This window comes from Ruegeria sp. ABM4_193 (assembly GCF_056158705.1).
Genome location: NZ_JBSWTT010000003.1, coordinates 917,880 through 940,061, shown reverse-complemented (window position 1 = coordinate 940,061; position 22,182 = coordinate 917,880). Strand labels below are relative to the sequence as shown.

Here is a 22,182-nt window from a genome sequence, read left to right as displayed (position 1 = left end):
GTGAAATTCATGGCGATCTTTGCGAAACGCGCTCTGTTGAGTACGGGATGGGCAAATAACCTGCGGGTCGAGATTGAAGGCGGCAGAATCGCAGCCTTGCACGCCGAGACATCGGCCCAGACCGATGATGTGTCTGTGGATACTTTGCTGCCTGCCCTGGCCAACTTGCACAGCCATGCATTTCAACGCGCCATGGCCGGAATGACCGAATACCGCATGGCAGGTCGCGACAACTTCTGGACATGGCGTGATCTGATGTACCGCTTTACGACGCACCTTACACCAGACCAGAACCAGAAGATCGCCAGCTTGGTGTATATGGAGATGCAAGAGGCCGGATACGCCTCAGTTGGAGAATTCCACTATCTGCATCACCAACCAGATGGCGCGCACTATGACCGACTGGCCGAGTTGTCTGACCGGATCATGGCAGCCGCTGTCGAGACAGGGATAGGACTGACCCATCTTCCTGTGCTGTATTCCTATGCCGGGGTGGGCAAAAAACCTCTGGAGACGGGGCAAGCTCGGTTCGGTAACGATGTGGATCGTTTCTGCATGTTGGTGGATCAGGCCAAGGACGCGCTCGGAAATTTGCCCGAAGACTGCCGGGTCGGCATCGCGCCGCATTCATTGCGCGCGACCTGTCCTGGCGATCTGGCGCGGATTTTAGCGACGCATGGCGAAGGTCCTGTTCATATCCACATCGCCGAACAACCCAAGGAGGTGTCCGAGGTGATGGCCGGCCTGGGCGCCCGTCCGGTTGAGTGGCTGTTGGACAATGTCCATGTCGATGCCAACTGGTGCCTGATTCACGCCACGCATATGACCGAAGACGAAACACAGGCCATGGCCGCCAGCGGTGCCGTCGCGGGACTGTGCCCTGTGACCGAGGCCAACCTGGGGGACGGCCCATTCAATGGCCCCACATTTTTAAACGCAGGCGGGTCGTTTGGCGTAGGGTCGGATTCAAACGTCCTGATTTCGCTGACCGAGGAACTGAGGACGTTAGAATATTCACAGCGTCTGCGGGATTTGGCGCGCAACGTGATGGTGGTCGGAGAAGGGTCTGTGGGACAGACGCTGTATTGTGGCGCAGCCAAAGGCGGAGCACAGGCTCTGGGCCGCGATGCCGGTGTGATAGCCAAAGGCAAACTGGCCGACCTGATAGCCATCGACTGCCAGAACCCAGCGCTTTGTGCACTGACATCTGAACAATTGTTTGATGGGCTGGTGTTTTCAGCAAAGGACGAGGTTGTCACCGATGTGTGGTCGGCGGGCCGCCATCAGGTGCGAGGGGGTCGCCACGTTGCACGGGATCAGATCGTATCAAATTATCAACGAACCATGGCGGATCTTCTTGCAAAACTGTAACGGGTCGCTCTGCCCTTTACGCAGCACACCAAAAACGCTCATAACAAGTTTATGAATATGCTTAACGGAAAAACCACAGCGTGACCGATCAAAAACATGTCGGCTTTCAGGATATTCGGGATGAGGTCATCAACCGAATTCAAACCCGCGTCTGGCCGCAGGGCAGTCTGTTGCCAACGGAACTGGAACTGGCGGCCGAATTTGGCGTTGCGCGGGCTACGGTTAACCGCGCCCTGCGCGAGTTGGCAGAACAAGGTATCGTGACCCGAAAGCGCAAGGGGGGCACGCGTGTCGTGACCACGCCTGTAAAGCAAGCCAAACTGCCGATCACAGTGGTGCGCCAAACCATCGAAGAGATGAACGCCGAATATCGCTATGCGCTTGTCAGCAGAAGCGTGATTGATTGCCCCGCTTGGCTTCAGGCCAAGTTGAGCATTCCCGAAGGCACCCAAGTCGTGCATCTGCAATGCATGCACCACGCCGACAACCGCCCTTTCCAATTTGAAGAGCGTTGGATCAACATCGAAGCTGTGCCTCAGGTCGTGAACGAAGATTTTCTGACCACCGGCCCAAACGAATGGCTGTTGTCCGAGGTGCCTTTTTCAAACGCCGAGATCGCGTTTTCCGCTGTTCCGGCCACTGCACCCTTGCAGGACTTCCTTTCAGTCCCTCCTGGAACACCCCTGTTTCAGTTGGAACGCACAACTTGGTTCCGCAAAGACCCTGTGACTTTCGTGCGTATGACCTTTCACCAAGGCTACCAAATGCGCACAACCTACTGAGGCCAGGGCAGCGAATAGGTTTTGACGTTGGTGAAAAACTTCATTGCGTCAATCACGCCTTCTTTTACTCCGTTACCGCTGTCCTTGATCCCTCCGAAGGGTGACATTTCGATCCGATAGCCGGGTTGCTCCCAAATGTTGCAGGTGCCCACATCCAGACCATTGATGTATGCGATGGCCCGGTTCAGATCATTGGTGCATACACCTGACGACAAGCCAAAAGCGGTGCTGTTTGATATCTGCATAACCGCAGTGTCATCGTCGGGCACGCGCACAATCGGAATAATCGGGCCGAAGGTTTCTTCCATGACCAACTCACTGTAATGAGGCACTTTGTCGACGACAATCGGCGGCAGCAATGCGCCCTGCCGACCGGGATGGTAAAGGATTTCCGCCCCCTGCTCTGCCGCCTTCATCACGCGGTTTTCAAACAGCTCTGCCGCGTCAGCATGAATGACGCAACCGAGTTCAGTTTCGGGGTCCTGAGGGTCACCGAACCGGATGGCCTTTGCCTTTTCCAACACCATTGGAACAAAGCGATCGGCCACGCTGTGTTGCACCAAAATACGTTTGATCGCGGTACAGCGCTGGCCAGAGTTCCCAGTGGCCCCGGCAACGGCAATTGTCGCGGCGCGCTCTAGATCCGCGTCGTTCAGATCATTCAATACGATCAGCGGGTCGTTCCCGCCCAATTCAAGCGCCAGTCGTCTATAACCTGCTTTTGATGCAATGAGCTTCCCAACAGGAACACCACCGGTGAAGGTGATGATGTCGATATTATCATTGGTGATCATTTCGTCGCCAATGTCCTGTGGCCAACCTGTCACGATCTGGAACATCTCGGGGGGCAGGCCCGCCTCGTATAGAATATCGGCCAGTGTCAGTGCTGTCAGTGGCGTCAGTTCAGTCGGCTTGCAAACCATACAGTTATTGGTCGCAATCGAAGGCGCAATCTTGTGACTGACCATATTCAGAGGATGGTTGAACGGTGTAATCGCGCTGATCGCCTTGACGGGCTCGCGCTTGGTAAAGATCTTCCGAGCCTTCCCGTTATGGGTCAGATCGCAGGAAAATACCTCACCATCGTCTTTCAGGGCTTCGGCGGCGGCGAATTGAAACACGTCTTGCGCGCGTTTGGTTTCATAGATCGAATGCTGAAGGCAGATACCCAACTCAAGCGTCAACCACTTGGCCAGATAATCGCGCTTCTCTCCGATCAACTCGCCGGCTCGGCGCAGGATTTGGCTGCGCTCATACCGCGTCAGGTTGGGCTTATAGCTCGCCGCGATCTCAAATGCGTTCCGCGCATGTTCAGCAGTACCGGCGGGGACAGTGCCAATCACGTCATTTGTGTAAGGGTAGTGTACGGGCACGACGTCATCAGTGAAAACCACCTGTCCCCCGATACGCATGCCTTCGTGGCGAATTTCCATGTTGCTCATGCCGTGCCCCATCGCTCTGAGAGCCGCAGGCAGATTCCTGCGGATTTCGATACGCCAACCGATAGAGCCGCCCTTTGCCTTGCGTCAACAGATTGTACCGCCTATCAGGGGCAATTCGCGTCTCTGTCAGGCTTTCTCGGGCAGTGGTTTTGCAAGTTTGGTTTTGCCTTTGGACGATGCATCGGGCTTAAAGGTCGGGATCACGCCCACGGGCGGGTTTTCAAGGATATAGGCCCCAATCCGCGCCAGCATGGGTTTTCTTGGGCAATTGGGGCGCGTGGCTGCACCAAGATCTCGTAAATGTCCCGGTGCGTCAAATGGAATGAAGTGTAGCGGCCAATTATCCCGTTTGAACTGTTCCGCAGCCAGAGCCGAGACAATTGTGCAATCGTCTGAATGGCAAATGTGACGACAGATCGTTTCAAACCGCAACGCTGTCAGATCAAAACGCTTACTGATCCGGGTTGTCCCGTCCTGCTGTGGAAGCCGATCCTCAAGATCGTAGCCAAAACTGTGCGGCAGACGGATAAAATCATGCGGCGGCACCTCTTGAGGAGTAATGGAGGTAAGCGTGGACAACGGATGCCCTTGGCGCAAAGCCAAGAACAGTGGCTCGGACCAGATTGAAGTGAAGTCTAAATTGGCGCTGTTATTGACCTTGGCCACCAGCGCCATGTCCAGCTCGTGATCCTCAACCATGCGCAGCATATTTTGGGGCAGATCTTCTACCAGAGTGACGCGCATTCTTGGAAACAGGACGCTGAACAGTTCGGAAAAGTATCCCGTCAGATATGGTGCGAGCGTCGGCGTCATGCCGATGGTCAGCGGAACCGCCTCGGGGTCTCGAAATTCGATCGCTGTATCGCGGATTTTCTGGGCGTCCTTCAGAATACGGTCCGCAATCTCAACAATGCGTTCCCCGCACAGCGTTGGGCGCACCTCGTTGTTCAGACGTAGGAACAACTCAGCGCCCAGTTCCTGTTCCAGCTTTTTTATCTGGTTCGACATCGCAGGCTGCGACACGTTGCATGCGGCAGCGGCCTGACTGAACTGCCCGTGTTTTGCGATGGCAAGGACATATTCCAGATCTCTGAGGTTCAACGGGCATCCAGTTCTGACGTAAAGTGCTCGGATTAATCAGCTATCAAGATACGATCTGGTGGCTGGATTCAGAAGGCCGCTGGGGTCAATCGAGGCCGGATGCCGATCACATCCGCTGACAAATCTGTCAGAATTCGAAATCGAATAGATGACCACCCGATCCCGGATTTACCGCAAGCCCCTTGTTTATAGTGATTCTGCCTGCGTCCACCTCACGAAATTCGTGAGTATTCGCGCCGGTTATACACCCGATTTGAACCATGAATTTCAGCCGCCGCGCGGGGCGGCCTAGTCCTTTGTTGCGTCGGTAGCCCGGACAGATGGGCCGCCAGCACAAACGCAACCTAATGACGGAGTGATCCATGCTGTCCCAATTTGCAGAAAGCCTGCGCGCCCGTCTCTTGACCACGTCAACCCTGGCGCAAGAGACATCCCGCGATGGCCAAACCCTCATCAACAACTTCTTTCAATCCACTGTCGTGGACGACACACCCGCCTTTGTTCTGGCAAATGATTTTTCGCGCCTGCTGAACTTTGGCGAGATTGTCACCAATAACGCTGTTGCCGCTGTTCAGGCTCAGGGGCAGGACGTCGATGTCTTCAACTTCCGCTCGGGCCGGATTGAAGCGAACAATGGGCCTGACGCATTGGCCACTGGTGTCCAAGTCACCGGAAGCGCCGCGGTTCGCAATTTCGGCGAGATCGCGGGTGAGTTTAACGGCGTGCAGTTTGCTGGTGCCGAAAGCTCGGGCAGCCTGGACAATTTCCGCGGTGCTGTCATCTCTTCCGACAGCCGAGCAGTTGATATTCAAGGCCAGGGCATAGATGTGCGCAACTTTGGCGACATCGTCGGCACTGGCGACCAGCGCAATGGCACCATCTATACCAACGCAACGGCCGAGGACATCTCGATCTCGAACTTCACCGGCGGTACGATTGATGCTGGCGAAGGCAACCAGGGCGCAGGTATTTCCCTGCAGATCGGTGATGAAGCCGGTGACCGCGTGCAAACCGATGTGTTCAACGGCTTTGGCGCAACCATTCAGGGTCGCGGTCAAGCGGCTGCCAACACCCCGCTGGCGGGCGACGGCATCCGGATCGACGACGGCGCTGAAGGCACCATCCTGGAAACCGAGATCATTAACAGCGGCCTGATCTCGACCGAAAGCAATCAGGGCACAGCGGCTGGTCTTCGCATCGCAGATGGTGCAAATGCCGAGGGTGAGATCCTGAACACCTCAACCGGTGTGATCGAAGGCCCTCGCAACGGCCTTTACATTGGCAATGGTGAACATGATCTGGACGTACTGAACTTTGGCACCATCCAGTCGGGCAGCCGCGCGGTTAATATCGACGGATCTGGTGTCGATCTGATCAACGGCGGGGATATCCTTGGCACCGGTGACCAGCGCAACGGAACCGTCTACGCAGATGATACTGCACGCGATTTTTCGATTAACAATCTGGCGACAGGCGCGATCGATGCAGGCGAGCACAACAACGGTGCGGGTATCTCTCTGTCGTTGGCTGAAGACGGCAATGGTGACATTGAAATCGAGAACGCAAGCGTCATCGCCGGACGTGGCAACGCGGGTGCCGCGCTGGGCACGGCGGGCGACGGCATTCGTCTGGAAGGTGTGCGTCAGGACAGTGGCTTTGCGCCTGCCTCGTTTACTGGCACCATCACCAACAGCGGGAGTGTCACGTCCGAAGGTGGAAACGGTACGGTTGGCGCGTTCCGGGCAGTGAACAATGTCAATTTCCAAGGCCGGTTGATCAATGAAGAAACTGGTGTGTTCGCAGGCGGTCAGAACGGCGTCTACTTTGGAACCGGTGACCATTCCGGCGGATCGTTCGTTAACCGCGGTCTCGTCACCTCGGACAGCCGCGCGCTGAACATCGATGGCGTTGGGCTTGAGGTGCTCAACGAAGGCCAAATCATTGGCACCGGAAATCAGCGCAATGGCACTGTTTATGCGGATGGCACAGCCGACAACTACGCGTTCACAAACACCGGCTTGGTGGATGCGGGCGAAGGCAACAATGGCTCTGCCGTGTCTTTGCAAACCGGTGACGTGTCGGGCGACGTTGTATCGGCGGTTGTTGTGAACGAAGGTACGCTGCAAGGTCGTGGTGACGCGGCCGAAGGCAATCAGGTTGGCGATGGCCTGCGCCTGTTCACCAGCCAGGATGACGCTTCTTTTGCCGGTATTGTGGTCAACGAAGGTCTGATCGCAGGGTCCGAAGGTTCGGATGCCGCCGCCGGTATCCGCGTGGATGGCGGCCTGAATCTGCTGGGTGCAATCCTGAATGAAGGTGAAATCCGTGGTACGGTTAATGCCATCGATGCGTCTGATGCAGGCACCGTTACAATCGTCAACGACGACGAAGGTGTGATCAACGGCAATGTTCTACTGAGCGACGGTGATGACATCTTTGTTGATCTGGGCACCACCAATGGCGATATCGACGGTGGCGCAGGCGATGATGTTCTGATCGCCGGCGATGCAGACAACGTTCTGACCGGTGGTCTGGGCAATGACTTCATCGACGGTGGAGAAGGCATCGACACCGCAGACTTTTCGGATCTGGATGTCGCAGTCAATGTTCGTCTGGACGCCAATGGTAACGGCACCGCCACACGCGATACCGGTTTCAACGTGTCAATCACGGATGCGGTAGTCGCGGCGCCGGACCAATTCGGAGCAAACATTCCGGACGGCGCTTGGTTTGTAGAGGAAGCGGTTCAGGGCAACCTGTACTACAACATCCACACGACCGATTTCCCTGCTGGTGAAATCCGCGGACAGTTGCTGGTCGACAGCGATGTAACCGAAAACGGTATTCGCACAGTGTCTCTCAGCGGCAGTCTGGACGCGGCACAGGAGCCTGGGCCAACTTCGGACAGCCTAGCGACGGGCGAGGCAACTGTTGTCATCACTCAAAATCTGGCAACGGGCGAAGTCAGCTATTCCAGCGACCTGAGTGTTGTGGGCCTGAACGAAGCCGACCTGAACACGCCGATCCCCGGTGTCGTTTCCGCCATCCATCTGCACAACGCACCTGCCGGTCAGAATGGCCCGGTCGTGCAGGACACGCTGGTCGATGCAGGTGCCACACTTGATGTGGATGCGCAGGGTGGAACTGGTGTCATTGGGCAGGACGTCATCGAAAATCAGATCGAAACCGACATCCTGCAGTCCATTGAAAACGTTGTCGGATCCGATGATGGCGACGTGATCTTCGGCAGCGATCAGACCAATGTGCTGAATGGCGCGGACGGTGATGATCTGCTGAATGGTGAAGGCGGCAACGACGTCCTCATCGGCGGCGCCGGGGCGGATACGTTCCAGTTTGGCGCGAACTTCGGCAACGACACCATCGAGGACTTCGAAGTAGGTCTGGATCAGCTGCAATTTGGTGACTTCGGTCCAGACTTCGGGGCGCAAGTCAACGTGGCTCAGGACGGTGGCGATGCCGTAATCAGCTTCGGAGATGAGGGTTCGGTCCGCCTGGTTGGCATCAATGTCGCCGAACTGAACGACGACGATTTCGTTGCATAAGCAAACAGTTGGCGGGGCGGCTTGTGGTCGCCCCGTTTTTCCAAACCGGAAAGGATCAACACGATGTTGCAGAAAACCAATCCCGTCAAAGCCGCCTGGGGGTCGCTACGCAAAGGATTTGTCACAGTTGCCTTTTTTAGTCTGTTTCTGAACCTGCTGATGCTGGCCGGACCGATCTATATGCTGCAGGTCTATGACCGTGTCCTGACTAGCCAGAATGCCGACACACTGATCGCCCTGTCGCTTCTGCTGGCGGGGGTCTTTGTGGTGATTGCCTGCCTTGATCTGATACGGATGCGCATCCTGGGCCGCTTGGCTGCCCGGTTCGAGATGAAAGTCGGAGCGCCCGTTCTGGGGGCAGCCATGAACCGCCGTGTGCAGGGGGAATCCACCCCCGGCGACAATCTGGTCGAGGACGTAAACGGCTTTCGCGAGTTCATATCAGGCACAACACTGACCGCCTTTTTCGATGCACCGTGGATACCGCTGTATCTGTTGGTCCTGTATGTCTTGCATCCCCTTCTTGGGCTGCTTGGACTGGCCGGAGCTCTGACGCTGACAGTAATGGCTCTGATCAACAACGCCCGTGCACACAAGCCGATGCAGCAGGCAGCGCAAGCGCGCGGCCGTGCAGAGGCACTGTTTCGAACTGGAGACAGCTATGCCGAACTGGTCCACGCGCTGGGCATGAAGTCCGATCTGGTTCGGCGCTGGACTGCCCTTCAGGTCGATGCGCATCGTCAGAAGACCCGTGTGGCCGACCGGATCGCCAGTTTCTCGGTCATGTCCAAAACTTTGCGCATGGGGTTGCAATCCGCAGCTCTTGGCCTTGGCGCGGCGCTAGCGATTACTGGTGAAACCACAGCTGGCGTCATGATCGCGGCGACCATTGTTTTGGCCCGCGCTCTTGCCCCAATCGATCAGTTGATTGGGCAATGGCGCACATTCCTTGCCGCACGCGGCTCGTACGCCAAAATCACAAAACTCACCGAGGATTTCGCGGAAACGCCTGCCAATCTACACCTGCCTCGTGCGTTCAAATCTCTGGATGTCAGAATTGCGCAAGCGGGTCCGCCACGCGCGGTCAATGCCACTCTGCGCAGCATTGATTTCAGCTTGGCTGCTGGCGATGTGCTGGCAATCATCGGCCCCAGCGGTTCCGGGAAAACAACACTGGGCAAGATGCTGACAGGCATCTGGCACCCGCAACGGGGTGAGGTTCTGCTGGACAGCAGCCCGATGTCGAAATGGAACCATGAGGATCTGGGCAAGCAGATCGGCTATCTGCCGCAGGATGTGGACCTGTTTGACGGCACGATCCGTGAAAACATAGGTCGCTTTGCCGTCGCCATCGATGATGCCGAGGTTCTGCGCGCCGCGCGCGAGGCCGGAGTGCATGAGCTGATCAGCAGCCTGCCAGATGGGTATGAAACACGCATCGGTCAGGGATTCTTCCTGTCTGGCGGACAACGACAGCGCCTTGCCCTGGCCCGCGCGCTTTATGGTGATCCGTTTGTCCTGGTGCTGGACGAACCGAACTCGGATTTGGATGCAGATGGCGAAAAGGCCCTTCGCGACGCGATTTTGACAGCTCAGGCACGGGGATCAATCAGCATCGTCATGACCCACCGTCCTGCCACGTTGCAGGCAGCCAACAAGGTCATGGTTCTTCGCAACGGATCACAAGCCCAGTTTGGCGACAAGGGTGACGTTTTGAAGGTCAAAACTCAACACGTTCTCAAATCGCCCGCACAACGCGCAACCTCCGGCAAGCCCACCCTGCAACTATCAGAAAACGCCCGCATTACAGGAGCCGCACAATGACCCGTATCGTTCCCTATGCTTCAAACAACTCAACACCAGACCTTTACAGTGCGCGGGTTGTTGACGTGACCGAAGCGACACCCGGCATCCGGCTGTATGTTTTACTTGGCCTCTTCACATTGCTCGCGTTTGTCGGCGGCAGCATCTACTGGGCCTTCGCATCCAGACTTGACGGCGCCGTCGTGGCCCCTGCGTCATTTGTGGTCGAAGGGGATCGCAAAACGGTTGAGCATCTCGACGGTGGCATCGTCCGGTCCATTCTGGTCGCCGATGGTGAGGCCGTTGAACAGGGGCAACCTCTGATCCGGCTGGACAGCACCGAGATTGACGTCGACCTCAGCGTGCTGGGCAGCCAGATCGGCGAACTTTCTGTCCGTCGCGCGCGATTGATTGCGCAGCTACAGGGACAGACTCAATTTGACGAAGCCACCGCCTTCCAGAACTTTGAAGAAGATATGAAGCATCTTCACTGGACCTCAGCTTTTCTGACTCAAAAACAACTGTTTGACGCCGAACACCGCGCCCGCGCGACCGAAGCGGAGATCAACGCACAGCGCATTTCGGCGCTGCGGGATCAGATTGAAGGTCTAAACGAGCAGCGGATCAGTACGCAAAACCAGATGACCATCACACGTGCAGAGTTGGAAAACCTGCAGACCCTTCTGGACAAAGGCCTGGTTGCAATCACGCGGGTCAGCGCCCGCCAGATCGAGGTTGAACGGCTTTCAGGTGTCGATGCGTCGCTTCGGACACAGATAGCCCAAGCAGAAAACCAGGTCAGCGAGTTGAAACTGACAATAATCAGTCAGAAAAAGCTGCGCGATGAAGTTCTGGCCGGAGAACTGGCTGTCGTCGATGCCCAGCTTGATCTGCTGCGCCCGCAGTTCTCAGGGACCGTGGAGCGCCGTAAACGGATCGAAATCCTTGCACCAGTCAGTGGCCGTGTCGTGAACCTTGCCGCTTCGACCACAGGAGGGGTGATCAGACCCGGTGAACACATCATGGAAATCGTGCCCGCAGACCAAGCTTTGATTGTCGAAGCGCGCGTGAAACCCGGCGACATCGACAAGCTGAAGATCGGTCAGGCCACGCGTATCCGTTTGTCTGCCTTCGCCCAAGCCGACGTTCCCGAAGCGCAAGGAGCCATTGTCGATATCTCTGCCGACGCGCTGGAAGACGAACGCACGGGCGAGGCCTACTACAAAGCGCGGGTCAAACTGGATGATCAGCAATCCAAAGAGGTAGCGGCCTTGGATCTGGTGCCCGGCATGCCGGCAGACTTGTTTGTCACCACCGGCGAACGCGCTGTTATTGCCTATCTGGCCCAGCCCATAAGTGAACGCCTTGCGCGAACATTTATCGAGTAAAGGCTTTCAAAAGACTTTTGGAATAAAGCCTATTAGTATCGAGTGCTTTGGTGAGTGAGCGATGGTCTGCGTGCCTGTTCGGGCCGCGGGCCATCATTTTTTCGAATTTTCGCAGCCGTAGCTGGCCAAGAACATATCCACCGCTTGCGTCGCGACCTCATCGATCTCACTCTGGTTAAAGCTGTTTTGAATTCCAAATGCAGCACGCGCCCAGATGCGTACTTTGCAGAGCTCGGAAAACTGTTCCGCCGCGATGTTCACATTTTCGATGCACAGTTCGCCTTTTGCCACCGCCTTTTCAAGATACGCTGCCATCTGCCTTTGGCCGTTTTGCGGACCTGCCTCATAAAAGGCGCGGCCCAATTCGGGGAACCGGTCCCGTTCGGCTACGCAGATCCGAAATACTTGTTGTGCGAATTCGGATACAAAAAAAGCAGTGAGCTGCGTGGCCGCGATCTGCAGCACCTCGCGCGCAGGTTTGCTCTCATCAATCATTGACAAAATGCGCTCAGACATCAGACGACATTCTGTTTGCGCAACTTCCATGAACAACAGGCGCTTGTCCGGGAAATAGCTGTATAACGTTGCCTTTGACACGCCTGCTGCGCGGGCAATGTCGTCTACGCTTGCACCTTCGAACCCATCTGCCATAAAAACCTCTCGAGCCCCGCGCAAAACCTGATCGAACTTACGGCCTGTGCGCAGGATGGTGGCAGTTTGGGTCATGTCATCTCCGGGATTGGTCTTTGCTGTAGTTTATAAACCGTTCAGTTCAGATACAACGATTTTCGCACTCCATGAAACCGTAACCCAGGGCGCGCGCCGTGATGTCAAAGGCTTGCGGCGCAGACAAACCATGTTAGGAGTTTGTCCATGGTCGAAGTTTTTCTGCGCACCCTTCCCTTTTTTGCGATTATCGGCCTGGGATATTGGGCGGGTCGCACTCGGTTTTTTACCGCCGAGGCTACTGCTTACCTTACCAAATTTGTCTTCTTCTTTGCGCTTTCAGCCATGCTGTTTCGCTTTGCGGCCACCTTGCCGTTTGCCGAAATCTTCAATGCTCGTCTGGTGCTTGGATATCTGAGCGGTACAGTTGCTGTTTACGTTTTGGCAACATGCGTTGCCTGGCTGCGAGGGCTGGATGTTCCAACAGCAGCAGTCGAGGCACAATGCGCAGCCATTGGCAACGTAGGCTTTTTGGGACTACCGATGCTGGCGCTCTTGTTCAGCGAAGCCGCCATCGGACCGGTGATGGTGGTCCTTACCGTGGATCTCGTTGTATTTTCCTCTCTCATTGTAATCCTGATCAACGGAGGCCGCGACGGTAAGCTTACCTTGGGCACGTTCAAGCTGATCGGTTTTGGGCTGGTTAAAAATCCGATGATCTTGTCCATCTCGGCCGGGTTGGTCTGGTCGTCGTTGGAACTCCCTGTGCCCGGGCCTTTCTACGACTTTCTGACTATTCTGGGCGGCGCAGCCACCCCCGGCGCTTTGTTCGCCATAGGGGCGTCTCTGGCTGGTAAATCGGCCGAACGTATCGAAATCGCCGCTTGGTTGAGCTTTTGCAAGCTGGTGATACACCCGGTTTGCGTTGCCGTTGTCCTGTTATGGCTGATGCCGATCGATATTTTTCCAGCCACCGTTGCAATCGCGGCAGCCGCTTTGCCTGTTGCTGGCAATGTTTACATGCTGGCCGCCCATTACGGCGTCGCGCCACAGCGGGTCTCGGCGGCCATTCTGCTCTCGACTGCAACCAGCATCCTAACTGTACCCTTGGTCATCGCTTGGCTGAGTGGTCTCTGACCTTCACCTTTTCGAAAAATACTCTCGCGACCAGCGGTCGCGGACTTTACGCCGCGTCTCTGGATCGTTAGCCATGTCGCGACTCTAATGTAAGGACGATGCCTGATGGAAACCCTCTCGGAAAACGCCTGTTTCGGTGGAGTGCAGGGCGTGTACCGCCATGCCTCTTCGGTCTGCCAATGCGACATGACTTTTGGCCTTTTTCTTCCGGCTGAAGCGAAGGACGGGCCGGTTCCCATCCTGTGGTATCTGTCCGGCCTGACCTGCACACATGAAAACGCCATGACCAAAGCGGGTGCACAGGCCTGGGCTGCAGAACAAGGGATCGCCATCGTATTCCCTGATACTTCCCCGCGTGGCGAGGGGGTCGCGGACCATGAAGACTATGATCTGGGACAGGGCGCGGGGTTCTATGTGAACGCGACGCAAGATCCATGGGCTCCACATTTCCAGATGTGGGACTACATCGCAGAAGAACTGCCCGCCTTGCTGGTTGAAAACTTCGCAATCGACAGCGAACGCCAGGCCATCACCGGGCATTCCATGGGCGGTCACGGGGCCCTGACACTGGCGATGAACCTGCCCGGCCGGTTCCGCTCGGTTTCGGCCTTTGCTCCGATTTCGAACCCTACGGGTGCAGATTGGGGGCGCAAACAGTTGAGCGCTTATCTCGGTGACGACGAGACCCTGTGGGCCAAGCATGATGCGTCGTTGTTGATGAAGGACAAAGGCTTCGACGGTCCGATCCTGATCGACACGGGCGCTAATGACCAGTTCATGGACCTGCTGCGCCCCGAAGCGCTGGCCCAAGCCATCGCCGAACGCCGTCAGCAGGCAACCTATCGCTTCCAGCCCGGCTATGACCATTCGTACTTCTTCGTTTCCACGTTTATGGAAGACCACATCACATTCCATGCTGAAGCGCTGTACGGAGACTGAGGCATGAGCAAATACGATTACGACCTGATCATCATCGGGTCTGGCCCCTCGGGTCGGTCAGCGGCCATTCAGGCGGGAAAACTAAAACGTCGCGTTCTGGTCATCGACCGCAAGGATCGCTTCGGCGGCGTGTCGGTTCATACCGGCACCATCCCGTCCAAGACCTTGCGCGAGACTGTGCTGAACCTCTCGGGCTGGCGCGAACGCAGCTTTTACGGCCGTTCCTATCGGGTCAAGGACCAGATCCGCGCCGAAGATCTGAAAGCCCGTCTGCATATGACACTCGACCATGAGGTCGATGTGCTTGAGCACCAGTTCAACCGCAATCACGTCGATACATTGGATGGTCTGGCCAAGTTCGTCGGACCCCATGAGGTTGAAGTCGCCACCGATGCCGGTGAGACCACGCGGGTGACGGCCAACAAGTTTCTGATTGCCACAGGAACTAAGACCTATCGCCCCGAGTACGTACCCTTCAACGGCAAGACCGTGGTTGACGGGGACGAGTTTCTGGAAATGGCCGAGATCCCGCGGTCGCTGGTCGTCATTGGCGCGGGCGTTATCGGGGTCGAATACGCCACGATGTTTTCCGCCCTGGACGTGCGGGTGACATTGATCGAACCGCGCGACACGTTTCTGGACTTCATCGACAGCCGTTTGATTCACGATTTCACCCACCAGATCCGTGAAAACGGCGTTGACCTGCGGTTGGGATCTGCTGTTGAGAAGATCGAAGATGCTGGTGAGCACGTGGAAGTGACATTGGAAAACGGTCGCCATGTTCGGGCAGAAATGCTTTTGTTTGCGGCCGGGCGTATGGGCGCGACATCAAAACTCAATCTCGATGCTGTTGGGTTGGAAACAGATCACCGCAACCGGATCAAGGTGGATCGTAAGACATACCAGACAGCAGTGCCGCATATCTATGCGACCGGCGACGTGATCGGGCACCCATCTCTGGCCTCGACGTCTCTGCAACAAGGACGCGTGGCGGCCTGTCACGCACTTGAAACACCCACACTGCCGGAAAGCCCGTGGTATCCCTACGGCATCTACTCGGTTCCCGAGATTTCAACCTGCGGCATGTCCGAAGAAGAACTGCAGGAACGCGGTATACCCTATGAGGTCGGCGTCGCCCGGTTCCGCGAAACATCGCGCGGGCATATCATGGGGTTGGAGCACGGGATGCTGAAAATGCTGTTCTCGCTCAAAACCCGCCGGGTCTTGGGTGTGCAGATCGTCGGCGAAGGCGCGACAGAGCTGATCCATATTGCGCAGGCTGTGTTGAACCTTAAGGGCACGGTGGATTATTTCGTCCAGAACACCTTCAACTATCCGACACTGGCAGAGGCTTACAAGATCGCTGGGCTGGATGCGTTCAATCGGATGCCGATCCCTGAAGAGTTCAAGGTGCGCAAAAAACCGGCTGAACCCGCCAGGAAAGAGGCCAAGAAGGCGTGACCACGCTTTATGTCGATGGCGATGCCTGTCCTGTAAAAGCCGAAGCTGAACGGGTTGCAACGCGACACAAAGTGCCCATAGCACTGGTGTCCAATGGCGGGCTGCGCCCGTCGACCAATCCGCTGGTGCAGGTTGTCGTCGTATCGGAAGGCGCTGATGAGGCCGACAAGTGGATTGCCGAGCGCTGCGGCACCGGAGATGTCGTGATTACATCCGACATCCCTCTGGCTGCCAAATGTGTCGAGGCAGGCGCGCGGGTTCTGCGCCCGAACGGTGAAGCCTTCACAGTCGCAAATATTGGTCAGCAACTGGCGATGCGTGACCTTATGGCAGACCTGCGTGCGGCCAACCCGCTTGGTGCGGGTGGTGGGGGACGACCGTTCGGTAAAGCTGATCGGTCTCGGTTTCTGGATGCATTGGAACGGGAAATTCGTGCTGCTCTGCGCGGTTAGTTCGACCAGCAACCGTTGAAAATACTGTCGCAAAATTGGAAACGCCCGTTTACAAGCCCTGCGTAAGAACGCACCTTGTGTTTGAATTCTGATCAGACCATTCGAACACGGAGACTGCATTATGCAAGTACAGGGCACTCACTATCGATCGATTTGGTGGGACAAGTCGGAGGGTGAGGTTCGGATCATCGATCAACGCTGGTTGCCGCATGATTTCCGGGTCGTGACCCTGAAAACTCTGGACGAGTTCGCTGCGGCAATTCGGGATATGTGGGTCAGAGGTGCACCTTTGATCGGCGCGACGGCCGCTTTTGGCATAGCTGAGCAGATGTCCCGTGACAGTTCCGAAGCATCGTTTGATGCTGCATATGATGTTCTGCACGCAACGCGGCCCACCGCAATCAACCTGCGTTGGGCTTTGGACAGATGCCGAGAGGCTCTGATGCCGCTGGCTGCGTCCGATCGTGCCGAACGCGCCTGGGCCTTGGCACAAGAGATCGCGGACGAAGATGTCGAAATCAACGCGGCGATTGGTCGACACGGGTTAGCGTTGATCAAGGAGATCGCCGCGCGCAAGCCCGCTGGCGAACCGGTACGGCTTTTGACCCATTGCAATGCGGGTTGGCTGGCGACGGTAGATTGGGGCACAGCCACAAGCCCGATGTATCATGCGCATAACGAAGGCATCCCTCTGCATGTTTGGGTGGATGAAACCCGGCCCCGCAATCAGGGTGCGCTAACCTCATGGGAACTGGGAGAGCATGGCATCCCCCATCGCTACATCGTGGACAATGCCGGGGGGCACCTGATGCAGCATGGGTTGGTTGATCTGGTCATCACAGGCACAGACCGCACGACTGCTCAGGGCGACGTGTGCAACAAGATCGGCACCTACCTCAAAGCTTTGGCCGCGCATGACAACGGAGTGCCCTTTTACGTCGCCTTACCATCCCCAACTATTGACTGGACGGTGCGTGACGGTGTGGCTGAAATCCCAATTGAGGAACGCGACGCAAGGGAAGTGACACATGTCCTTGGCGTGGATGAGAATTCGGCCATAACAGATGTTCGCGTGACTCCGGTAGGGACAGAAGGGGGCAATCCTGCCTTTGATGTTACCCCCAACCGGTTGGTAACCGGGCTGATTACCGAGCGTGGCGTGTGCGAAGCCTCTGCAGAAGGTTTAGCGGGCTTGTTCCCGGACAGGGCTGGCTAGCTAATCCCGCACAAGCCGTATGTCGCTTGTCAGCGTAAACACAAAGGTTCTTGATCTGCCCCGGCTCTCTTTCCGTTGGCAGATCAGGACAAAATGCGTCAGGCCGGAACAGCCGTGCGGTTCTCACGGATGGGCAAATGCACGATCGCGCTGAACGCGCCAATTGCCACGCCGATCCACCAAACCATGCTGTAATCACCGAACTGGTCATACATACGACCGCCCAGCCAGACACCCAGAAAGCTGCCAAGCTGATGGCTGAAAAAGATAATGCCGTATAGCGTGCCCATATACCGCAAGCCGTAAAGGTGCGCTACAAGGCCCGAGGTCAGTGGCACAGTGGCCAACCAAAGTGATCCCATCACCAGAGAAAACACAATAACCGAGATTGGGGTGATCGGCAGCAGGATGAACAAGGCTGCAGCCAATGTTCTGCCTGTATACACTGCAGCCAGCAGGTATTTCTTGGGAAAGTGATTTCCTGCCCAGCCGGCCAGCAACGTACCACCGATATTGGCCAGACCAATCAGCGAAATCGACACGGCCCCAAGCGCTGAGGTTGAGGTGATGCCAACGGAATGCAAAACGCCACCAGGTTGGATCGGGCCGCACATCTCGGTCACAAATGCCGGGAAATGCGCGGTGATAAACCCAAGCTGATACCCGCAGCTAAAAAACCCCAGAAAGATCAGCGCATAGGAAGGATCACGGAATGCCTTCCCTAAAATCTCTCCCATGCTTTCATGCAGTTCCGCCTTGCTGGCGGTCTGAGGGGCGCGCATGAAAGGCAGAACAAGAACAAGTGCCAAGATCGCAACCGCGAACACGATGAAGACTTGCTGCCAGGGCAAGAAGGTCATCAACCATTCAGCGGTAGGCGCCCCGAGCACCTGCCCAAAGCTACCTGCGGCTGTGACAATGGCAAGCGACATGGATCGGTTTTCATCAGAAGATGCACGCCCGACCACAGCAAGAACCACGCCAAACCCGGTTCCGGCAATGCCGAAACCCACCAACCAGGCATAGATCTGATGTTCAAAAGGTGTGACGGACCACGCCGATAGCACCATGCCAGCAGCATAGGTCAAAGCACCCAATATGATGGCCTTGCGGTCGCCGACTTTTTCGGCAATTGCACCAAAGATCGGCTGGCCAATTCCCCAAGCGAGGTTTTGAATGGCAATCGCCAATGAGAAATCAGTACGCAGCCAGCCAAACTCATCCGCGATTGGAATCTGAAACACGCCGAAAGAGGCGCGCACGGCAAAGCTGACCGTGATGATGATACATCCGACAATCAGGATCGGATTCAGCAGGCGGGCGGATTGCGGCATTCAGACCTCGGGCGTTTCTTCCGATGGACCGTATCGTTTTTCCGGATGGCGTCAATTCAGCAGATTTGTGGTCACGGATAACCAAATTTGATGTGTTGAGAAAATGGTTTCTTTTCAACGCGCGGTGGGGCGGGTAAGGCTCGGAGTTATGACGGATCTGATATCGCTATACGAGGCCCGCGTCGCGGATGGAACTCTGACCCGCGACGACGCGCAAGAGGCCGTTCTTCCCCAATTCGAACGCATCCGTGCGGCGCTGTCCGAGCCCGTCAAACGTGGTTTTTTCCGTAAGGCACCCCCACCCCCCAAAGGGTTGTATCTATGGGGCGGAGTCGGGCGTGGGAAATCTATGCTCATGGACATGTTCGTCGAAACGTTGGGCGATATTCCGGCGCGACGTGTCCATTTTCACGCGTTCATGCAGGAAATCCACGCAGGTATGCATAAAGCCCGGCAAGAGAATGTCGAAGATGCTCTGGCTCCAGTGGCGAAGGACGTGATCAAATCCGTCCGTTTGCTGGCATTTGATGAGATGCAGATCACCGACATCACCGATGCGATGATTGTTGGACGTCTGTTCGATCTGTTGCATGAGGGCGGTGTCGTTGTCGTTACAACGTCAAACCGGCACCCGGACGATCTGTATAAAGACGGGCTGAACAGGCAGCTGTTCCTGCCTTTCATTGCGCATATCAAAGAACAGCTACGGGTTTGGGAACTGGTGTCCCCAACCGATTACCGCCAAAACAGGTTGGAAGGCGCGCCGGTTTATTTTGCACCAATAGGCCCGGAAGCCCGGCAGAACATACGGGAGGTCTGGAAGGATCTTGCGGGCGGCCCTGCCGAACCGCTTGTGTTGCAAGTCAATAGCCGCGCGGTAGAACTGCCAGCCTTTCGCAACGGGGTTGCACGGGCATCGTTTTACGACCTGTGTGGACGGATGTTGGGACCTGCTGATTATCTGGCAATTGCCGACGCTGTGAAAGTGCTGGTGCTGGAAGACATCCCACGTTTGTCGCGGAACAACTTCAACGAAGCCAAACGGTTCGTAACCCTTATCGATGCACTTTATGAGGCCAGGGTCCGCTTGATCTGTTCCGCAGCAGCCGAGCCCGAAATGCTGTATGTGGAAGGTGAAGGGACGTTCGAATTTGAACGCACGGCCTCACGCCTACGGGAGATGCAGGACAAAGATTGGGGCTCCTAGGGGGCTTTGCCCCCGCCGCGCTGCGCGCGCCTCCCCCAAGGTATTTTCAAACAGAAGAAGTGTTAGCCGTTTTCGCGCAAAACATTGCCTGCAAGGTAGAGCGAGCCGCAGATCAACACACGAGCTTGAGGGTCTTGGCTTGTAATTGACGCCAGCGCGTCTGACACGCTTCTTGCCGTAGACGCGGGCAAGTTAACTTTTGCCGCAGCAGTCGCCGTTTCTTTTGCGCTGAGTGTCGCGGCTTCACCCGGAATTGATACCGCAGTCAGGCTTGCGGCTTGTCCGGCCAGCGGTGCGAGATAGCCTGTCACGTCTTTGGTATTGAGCATACCGCAAATCATATGCGTCGGTTTCTGTGGCAGTTTGGCCAGCACATCAGCCAGCGCAATTCCTGCAGCCGCGTTATGACCGCCGTCCAGCCACAGCTCGGCCTGTGGTGCCTGTTCGATCAAAGGGCCGGTTTTCAGACGCTGCATACGGGCGGGCCATTCGGCTTTGGTCACGGCAGCCTCATAGGCATCATCGCCCATATCCAGGTGGCGCAAAACAGCCAAGGCTGCGCCCGCATTCTGAATTTGGTGCGCGCCCAGAAGGTTGGGCAATGGAAGATCCCGCAATCCGGTTTCGTCCTGATAGATCAAGCGTCCGTTTTCTTCATGCACATGCCAGTGTTGACCATGGACTAACAGAGGCGCGCCGAGCCGTGCGGCCGTGTATTCGATGACCTCAAGGGCTTCGTCCTGTTGAGGCCCAACGACGCAGGGCACGCCGGGTTTTATGATCCCAGCCTTTTCGGCCGCGATCTTGCCCAACGTGTTGCCCAGAAACTGCTCATGATCGATCGAAACCGGCGTAATCACAGTCACGGCAGGGTTTTCGACCACGTTGGTAGCGTCCAGACGCCCGCCCAGGCCGACCTCAAGAAGAGTATAGTCCGCTTTTTCTCGGGCAAAGGCCAACAAAGCCGCGCAGGTCGTGATTTCGAAATAGGTTATGTTTTCACCGCCATTGGCGGCGTAACATTCGTCGAGAACTGCAGTCAGATCGGGTTCTAAAATCAGGTCTCCGGCAAGACGGATACGCTCATGAAACCGCGCCAAGTGGGGCGAAGTATAGGCGTGTGCTGAATGCCCAGCTCCCTCGAGCCCCGCGCGGATCATGGCCTGGGTCGAACCTTTGCCGTTGGTTCCGGCAATATGAATGACAGGAGGCAGTTTGAGCTGTGGATTATCCAGCGCCGCCAGTAAACGCCAGACGCGGTCCAAGGTCAGATCAATGATCTTGGGGTGCAACGCCATCATTCGATCAAGAATGGCGTCAGATGTCTGAGCGGTCATTTCTGGCCGGTCTTTTCAGCAGCGACTTCTTCGGCTATTGCCGGTTCCGGCGCAGGCAGATCACCCTTGATCGCCGGGGGCTGGTTCATCAGCATCCGTGTGATGGTGATCAGCTCTTCGCGCATTTCGGTGCGTTTGGTAACACGGTCCAGCATACCGTGATCCAACAAGTACTCGGCGCGTTGGAACCCTTCGGGCAGCTTTTCCCTGATCGTTTGTTCAATCACACGTGGTCCAGCGAAACAAATCAGCGCGTTGGGTTCTGAAATGTGGACATCACCCAACATGGCATAAGACGCGGTTACACCCCCGGTGGTGGGGTGGGTCAGAACGACGATGTAAGGCAAGTTCGCCTCTTTCAGCATCTCGACTGCTACGGTTGTCCGCGGCATTTGCATCAGGCTGAGGATGCCTTCCTGCATCCGAGCGCCACCTGCGGCAGAAAACAGGATCAGCGGGCGCTTGAGCTTTACGGCCTCTTGCGCGGCAGCAATGATCGCGTTGCCGACATACATGCCCATCGACCCGCCCATGAAAGAAAAGTCCTGCGCTGCTGCAACAATTGGGGTGCGGCCAATTTCGCCCAAAGCAACCAGCATCGCTTCTTTTTCGCCAGTCTTCTTCTGGGCTGCTTTCATGCGGTCGGGATATTTTTTCTGATCGCGGAACTGCAGCGGATCGTCCTTGGGGGCCGGAACGTCAACTTCAGTGAAAACACCGCCATCAAACAGGTGCTTGAACCTGTCACGCGGGGTAATCGCCATATGGTGGCCACATTGGGTGCAGACGTTCTGGTTCTCGGCTAGTTCGCGGTGGAACAGCATCGTCCCGCACTCGTCGCATTTGTGCCAGAGGTTTTCCGGCACTTCACGGCGCGAGAAAATCGAGTTGATCCGGGGGCGGACGTAGTTTGTGATCCAGTTCATGTCGGAACCTTGGCTTATACGGTGTTGACGTCAAATAAGACGCAACGGAAGGAAATG

General features: G+C 56.4%; 17 protein-coding genes. 11 read left to right on the top strand and 6 right to left on the bottom strand.

The genetic code is table 11. From position 1 onward, the window contains the following. Positions 1-9: 9 nt before the first annotated feature. On the top strand, positions 10-1,371 hold the full coding sequence (locus ACXADZ_RS22475) for a formimidoylglutamate deiminase (RefSeq protein ID WP_475200073.1): 1,362 nt from the start codon (positions 10-12) through the stop codon (positions 1,369-1,371). Positions 1,372-1,451: 80 nt separating this feature from the next. Further along, positions 1,452-2,153, top strand: a complete 702-nt coding sequence (locus ACXADZ_RS22470) for a GntR family transcriptional regulator (RefSeq protein WP_171671243.1) — start codon at positions 1,452-1,454, stop codon at positions 2,151-2,153. Here ACXADZ_RS22470 and phnY read toward each other — a convergent pair. Next, complete coding sequence (gene phnY / locus ACXADZ_RS22465) at positions 2,147-3,595, bottom strand: phosphonoacetaldehyde dehydrogenase (RefSeq protein ID WP_475200070.1); 1,449 nt, start codon at positions 3,593-3,595, stop codon at positions 2,147-2,149. The two genes, ACXADZ_RS22470 and phnY, sit on opposite strands and share 7 nt — an antisense overlap. A gap of 126 nt (positions 3,596-3,721) precedes the next feature. Beyond that, positions 3,722-4,696, bottom strand: coding sequence for a LysR family transcriptional regulator (locus tag ACXADZ_RS22460; protein ID WP_475200068.1), 975 nt, complete (start codon positions 4,694-4,696; stop codon positions 3,722-3,724). Positions 4,697-5,058: 362 nt separating this feature from the next. Between ACXADZ_RS22460 and ACXADZ_RS22455 the strand changes: the two genes are divergently transcribed. The 3 genes from ACXADZ_RS22455 to ACXADZ_RS22445 all read left to right on the top strand — a co-directional run bounded on the left by ACXADZ_RS22455 (position 5,059) and on the right by ACXADZ_RS22445 (position 11,450). Further along, on the top strand, positions 5,059-8,259 hold the full coding sequence (locus ACXADZ_RS22455; protein WP_475200066.1) for a beta strand repeat-containing protein: 3,201 nt from the start codon (positions 5,059-5,061) through the stop codon (positions 8,257-8,259). Positions 8,260-8,322: 63 nt separating this feature from the next. Next, positions 8,323-10,083 (top strand): type I secretion system permease/ATPase, encoded by a 1,761-nt coding sequence (locus ACXADZ_RS22450; protein WP_475200065.1) that lies wholly within the window; start codon positions 8,323-8,325, stop codon positions 10,081-10,083. Beyond that, entirely contained in the window at positions 10,080-11,450 is a 1,371-nt protein-coding gene (locus tag ACXADZ_RS22445) for an HlyD family type I secretion periplasmic adaptor subunit (protein WP_475200062.1), read from the top strand. The genes ACXADZ_RS22450 and ACXADZ_RS22445 overlap by 4 nt, the downstream gene beginning before the upstream one ends. A 93-nt stretch (positions 11,451-11,543) precedes the next feature. Here the strand turns inward: ACXADZ_RS22445 and ACXADZ_RS22440 are convergent, their stop codons facing one another. After that, positions 11,544-12,176, bottom strand: a complete 633-nt coding sequence (locus tag ACXADZ_RS22440; protein WP_475200060.1) for a TetR/AcrR family transcriptional regulator — start codon at positions 12,174-12,176, stop codon at positions 11,544-11,546. 147 nt (positions 12,177-12,323) lie between these two features. On the opposite strand from ACXADZ_RS22440, the gene ACXADZ_RS22435 reads away from it, so the two are divergent. The 5 genes from ACXADZ_RS22435 to mtnA all read left to right on the top strand — a co-directional run bounded on the left by ACXADZ_RS22435 (position 12,324) and on the right by mtnA (position 17,321). Continuing rightward, entirely contained in the window at positions 12,324-13,253 is a 930-nt protein-coding gene (locus tag ACXADZ_RS22435; RefSeq protein ID WP_475200058.1) for an AEC family transporter, read from the top strand. A 105-nt stretch (positions 13,254-13,358) separates the two neighbouring features. After that, on the top strand, positions 13,359-14,192 hold the full coding sequence (gene fghA, locus ACXADZ_RS22430; protein ID WP_171094884.1) for an S-formylglutathione hydrolase: 834 nt from the start codon (positions 13,359-13,361) through the stop codon (positions 14,190-14,192). A gap of 3 nt (positions 14,193-14,195) precedes the next feature. Beyond that, positions 14,196-15,653 carry a Si-specific NAD(P)(+) transhydrogenase gene (sthA, locus tag ACXADZ_RS22425; RefSeq protein WP_475200056.1) on the top strand — a complete coding sequence of 486 codons (1,458 nt, stop codon included), beginning with the start codon at positions 14,196-14,198 and terminating at the stop codon, positions 15,651-15,653. Continuing rightward, positions 15,650-16,105 carry a YaiI/YqxD family protein gene (locus tag ACXADZ_RS22420; protein WP_475200054.1) on the top strand — a complete coding sequence of 152 codons (456 nt, stop codon included), beginning with the start codon at positions 15,650-15,652 and terminating at the stop codon, positions 16,103-16,105. Before sthA ends, ACXADZ_RS22420 begins: the two co-directional genes overlap by 4 nt. A 121-nt stretch (positions 16,106-16,226) precedes the next feature. Then, a complete protein-coding gene (gene mtnA, locus ACXADZ_RS22415; RefSeq protein WP_475200053.1) occupies positions 16,227-17,321 on the top strand; it encodes an S-methyl-5-thioribose-1-phosphate isomerase in 1,095 nt (364 codons plus the stop codon). A gap of 98 nt (positions 17,322-17,419) precedes the next feature. Here mtnA and ACXADZ_RS22410 read toward each other — a convergent pair whose 3' ends face one another. Next, the gene (locus ACXADZ_RS22410; protein WP_171185379.1) at positions 17,420-18,655 is read right to left on the bottom strand and encodes an MFS transporter; all 1,236 of its coding nucleotides are present in this window, start codon (positions 18,653-18,655) and stop codon (positions 17,420-17,422) included. 148 nt (positions 18,656-18,803) lie between these two features. Between ACXADZ_RS22410 and zapE the strand changes: the two genes are divergently transcribed. Beyond that, the gene (gene zapE / locus ACXADZ_RS22405) at positions 18,804-19,862 is read left to right on the top strand and encodes a cell division protein ZapE (RefSeq protein ID WP_171094894.1); all 1,059 of its coding nucleotides are present in this window, start codon (positions 18,804-18,806) and stop codon (positions 19,860-19,862) included. A gap of 62 nt (positions 19,863-19,924) precedes the next feature. On the opposite strand, the gene ACXADZ_RS22400 is transcribed toward zapE, so the two are convergent. After that, positions 19,925-21,199, bottom strand: a complete 1,275-nt coding sequence (locus ACXADZ_RS22400; RefSeq protein ID WP_171671271.1) for a bifunctional folylpolyglutamate synthase/dihydrofolate synthase — start codon at positions 21,197-21,199, stop codon at positions 19,925-19,927. Next, complete coding sequence (gene accD, locus ACXADZ_RS22395) at positions 21,196-22,125, bottom strand: acetyl-CoA carboxylase, carboxyltransferase subunit beta (protein WP_475200051.1); 930 nt, start codon at positions 22,123-22,125, stop codon at positions 21,196-21,198. Before accD ends, ACXADZ_RS22400 begins: the two co-directional genes overlap by 4 nt. Positions 22,126-22,182 lie beyond the last annotated feature (57 nt).

Excerpts from the sequence above, each read along its gene's own strand:
- ACXADZ_RS22400 (WP_171671271.1), bottom strand. The coding sequence starts at position 21,199 with ATGACCGCTCAGACATCTGACGCCATTCTTGATCGAATGATGGCGTTG.
- phnY (WP_475200070.1), bottom strand. The coding sequence starts at position 3,595 with ATGAGCAACATGGAAATTCGCCACGAAGGCATGCGTATCGGGGGACAG.
- ACXADZ_RS22445 (WP_475200062.1), top strand. The coding sequence starts at position 10,080 with ATGACCCGTATCGTTCCCTATGCTTCAAACAACTCAACACCAGACCTT.
- accD (WP_475200051.1), bottom strand. The coding sequence starts at position 22,125 with ATGAACTGGATCACAAACTACGTCCGCCCCCGGATCAACTCGATTTTC.
- ACXADZ_RS22435 (WP_475200058.1), top strand. The coding sequence starts at position 12,324 with ATGGTCGAAGTTTTTCTGCGCACCCTTCCCTTTTTTGCGATTATCGGC.
- zapE (WP_171094894.1), top strand. The coding sequence starts at position 18,804 with ATGACGGATCTGATATCGCTATACGAGGCCCGCGTCGCGGATGGAACT.
- ACXADZ_RS22440 (WP_475200060.1), bottom strand. The coding sequence starts at position 12,176 with ATGACCCAAACTGCCACCATCCTGCGCACAGGCCGTAAGTTCGATCAG.
- sthA (WP_475200056.1), top strand. The coding sequence starts at position 14,196 with ATGAGCAAATACGATTACGACCTGATCATCATCGGGTCTGGCCCCTCG.
- ACXADZ_RS22475 (WP_475200073.1), top strand. The coding sequence starts at position 10 with ATGGCGATCTTTGCGAAACGCGCTCTGTTGAGTACGGGATGGGCAAAT.
- mtnA (WP_475200053.1), top strand. The coding sequence starts at position 16,227 with ATGCAAGTACAGGGCACTCACTATCGATCGATTTGGTGGGACAAGTCG.
- ACXADZ_RS22410 (WP_171185379.1), bottom strand. The coding sequence starts at position 18,655 with ATGCCGCAATCCGCCCGCCTGCTGAATCCGATCCTGATTGTCGGATGT.
- ACXADZ_RS22455 (WP_475200066.1), top strand. The coding sequence starts at position 5,059 with ATGCTGTCCCAATTTGCAGAAAGCCTGCGCGCCCGTCTCTTGACCACG.
- fghA (WP_171094884.1), top strand. The coding sequence starts at position 13,359 with ATGGAAACCCTCTCGGAAAACGCCTGTTTCGGTGGAGTGCAGGGCGTG.
- ACXADZ_RS22450 (WP_475200065.1), top strand. The coding sequence starts at position 8,323 with ATGTTGCAGAAAACCAATCCCGTCAAAGCCGCCTGGGGGTCGCTACGC.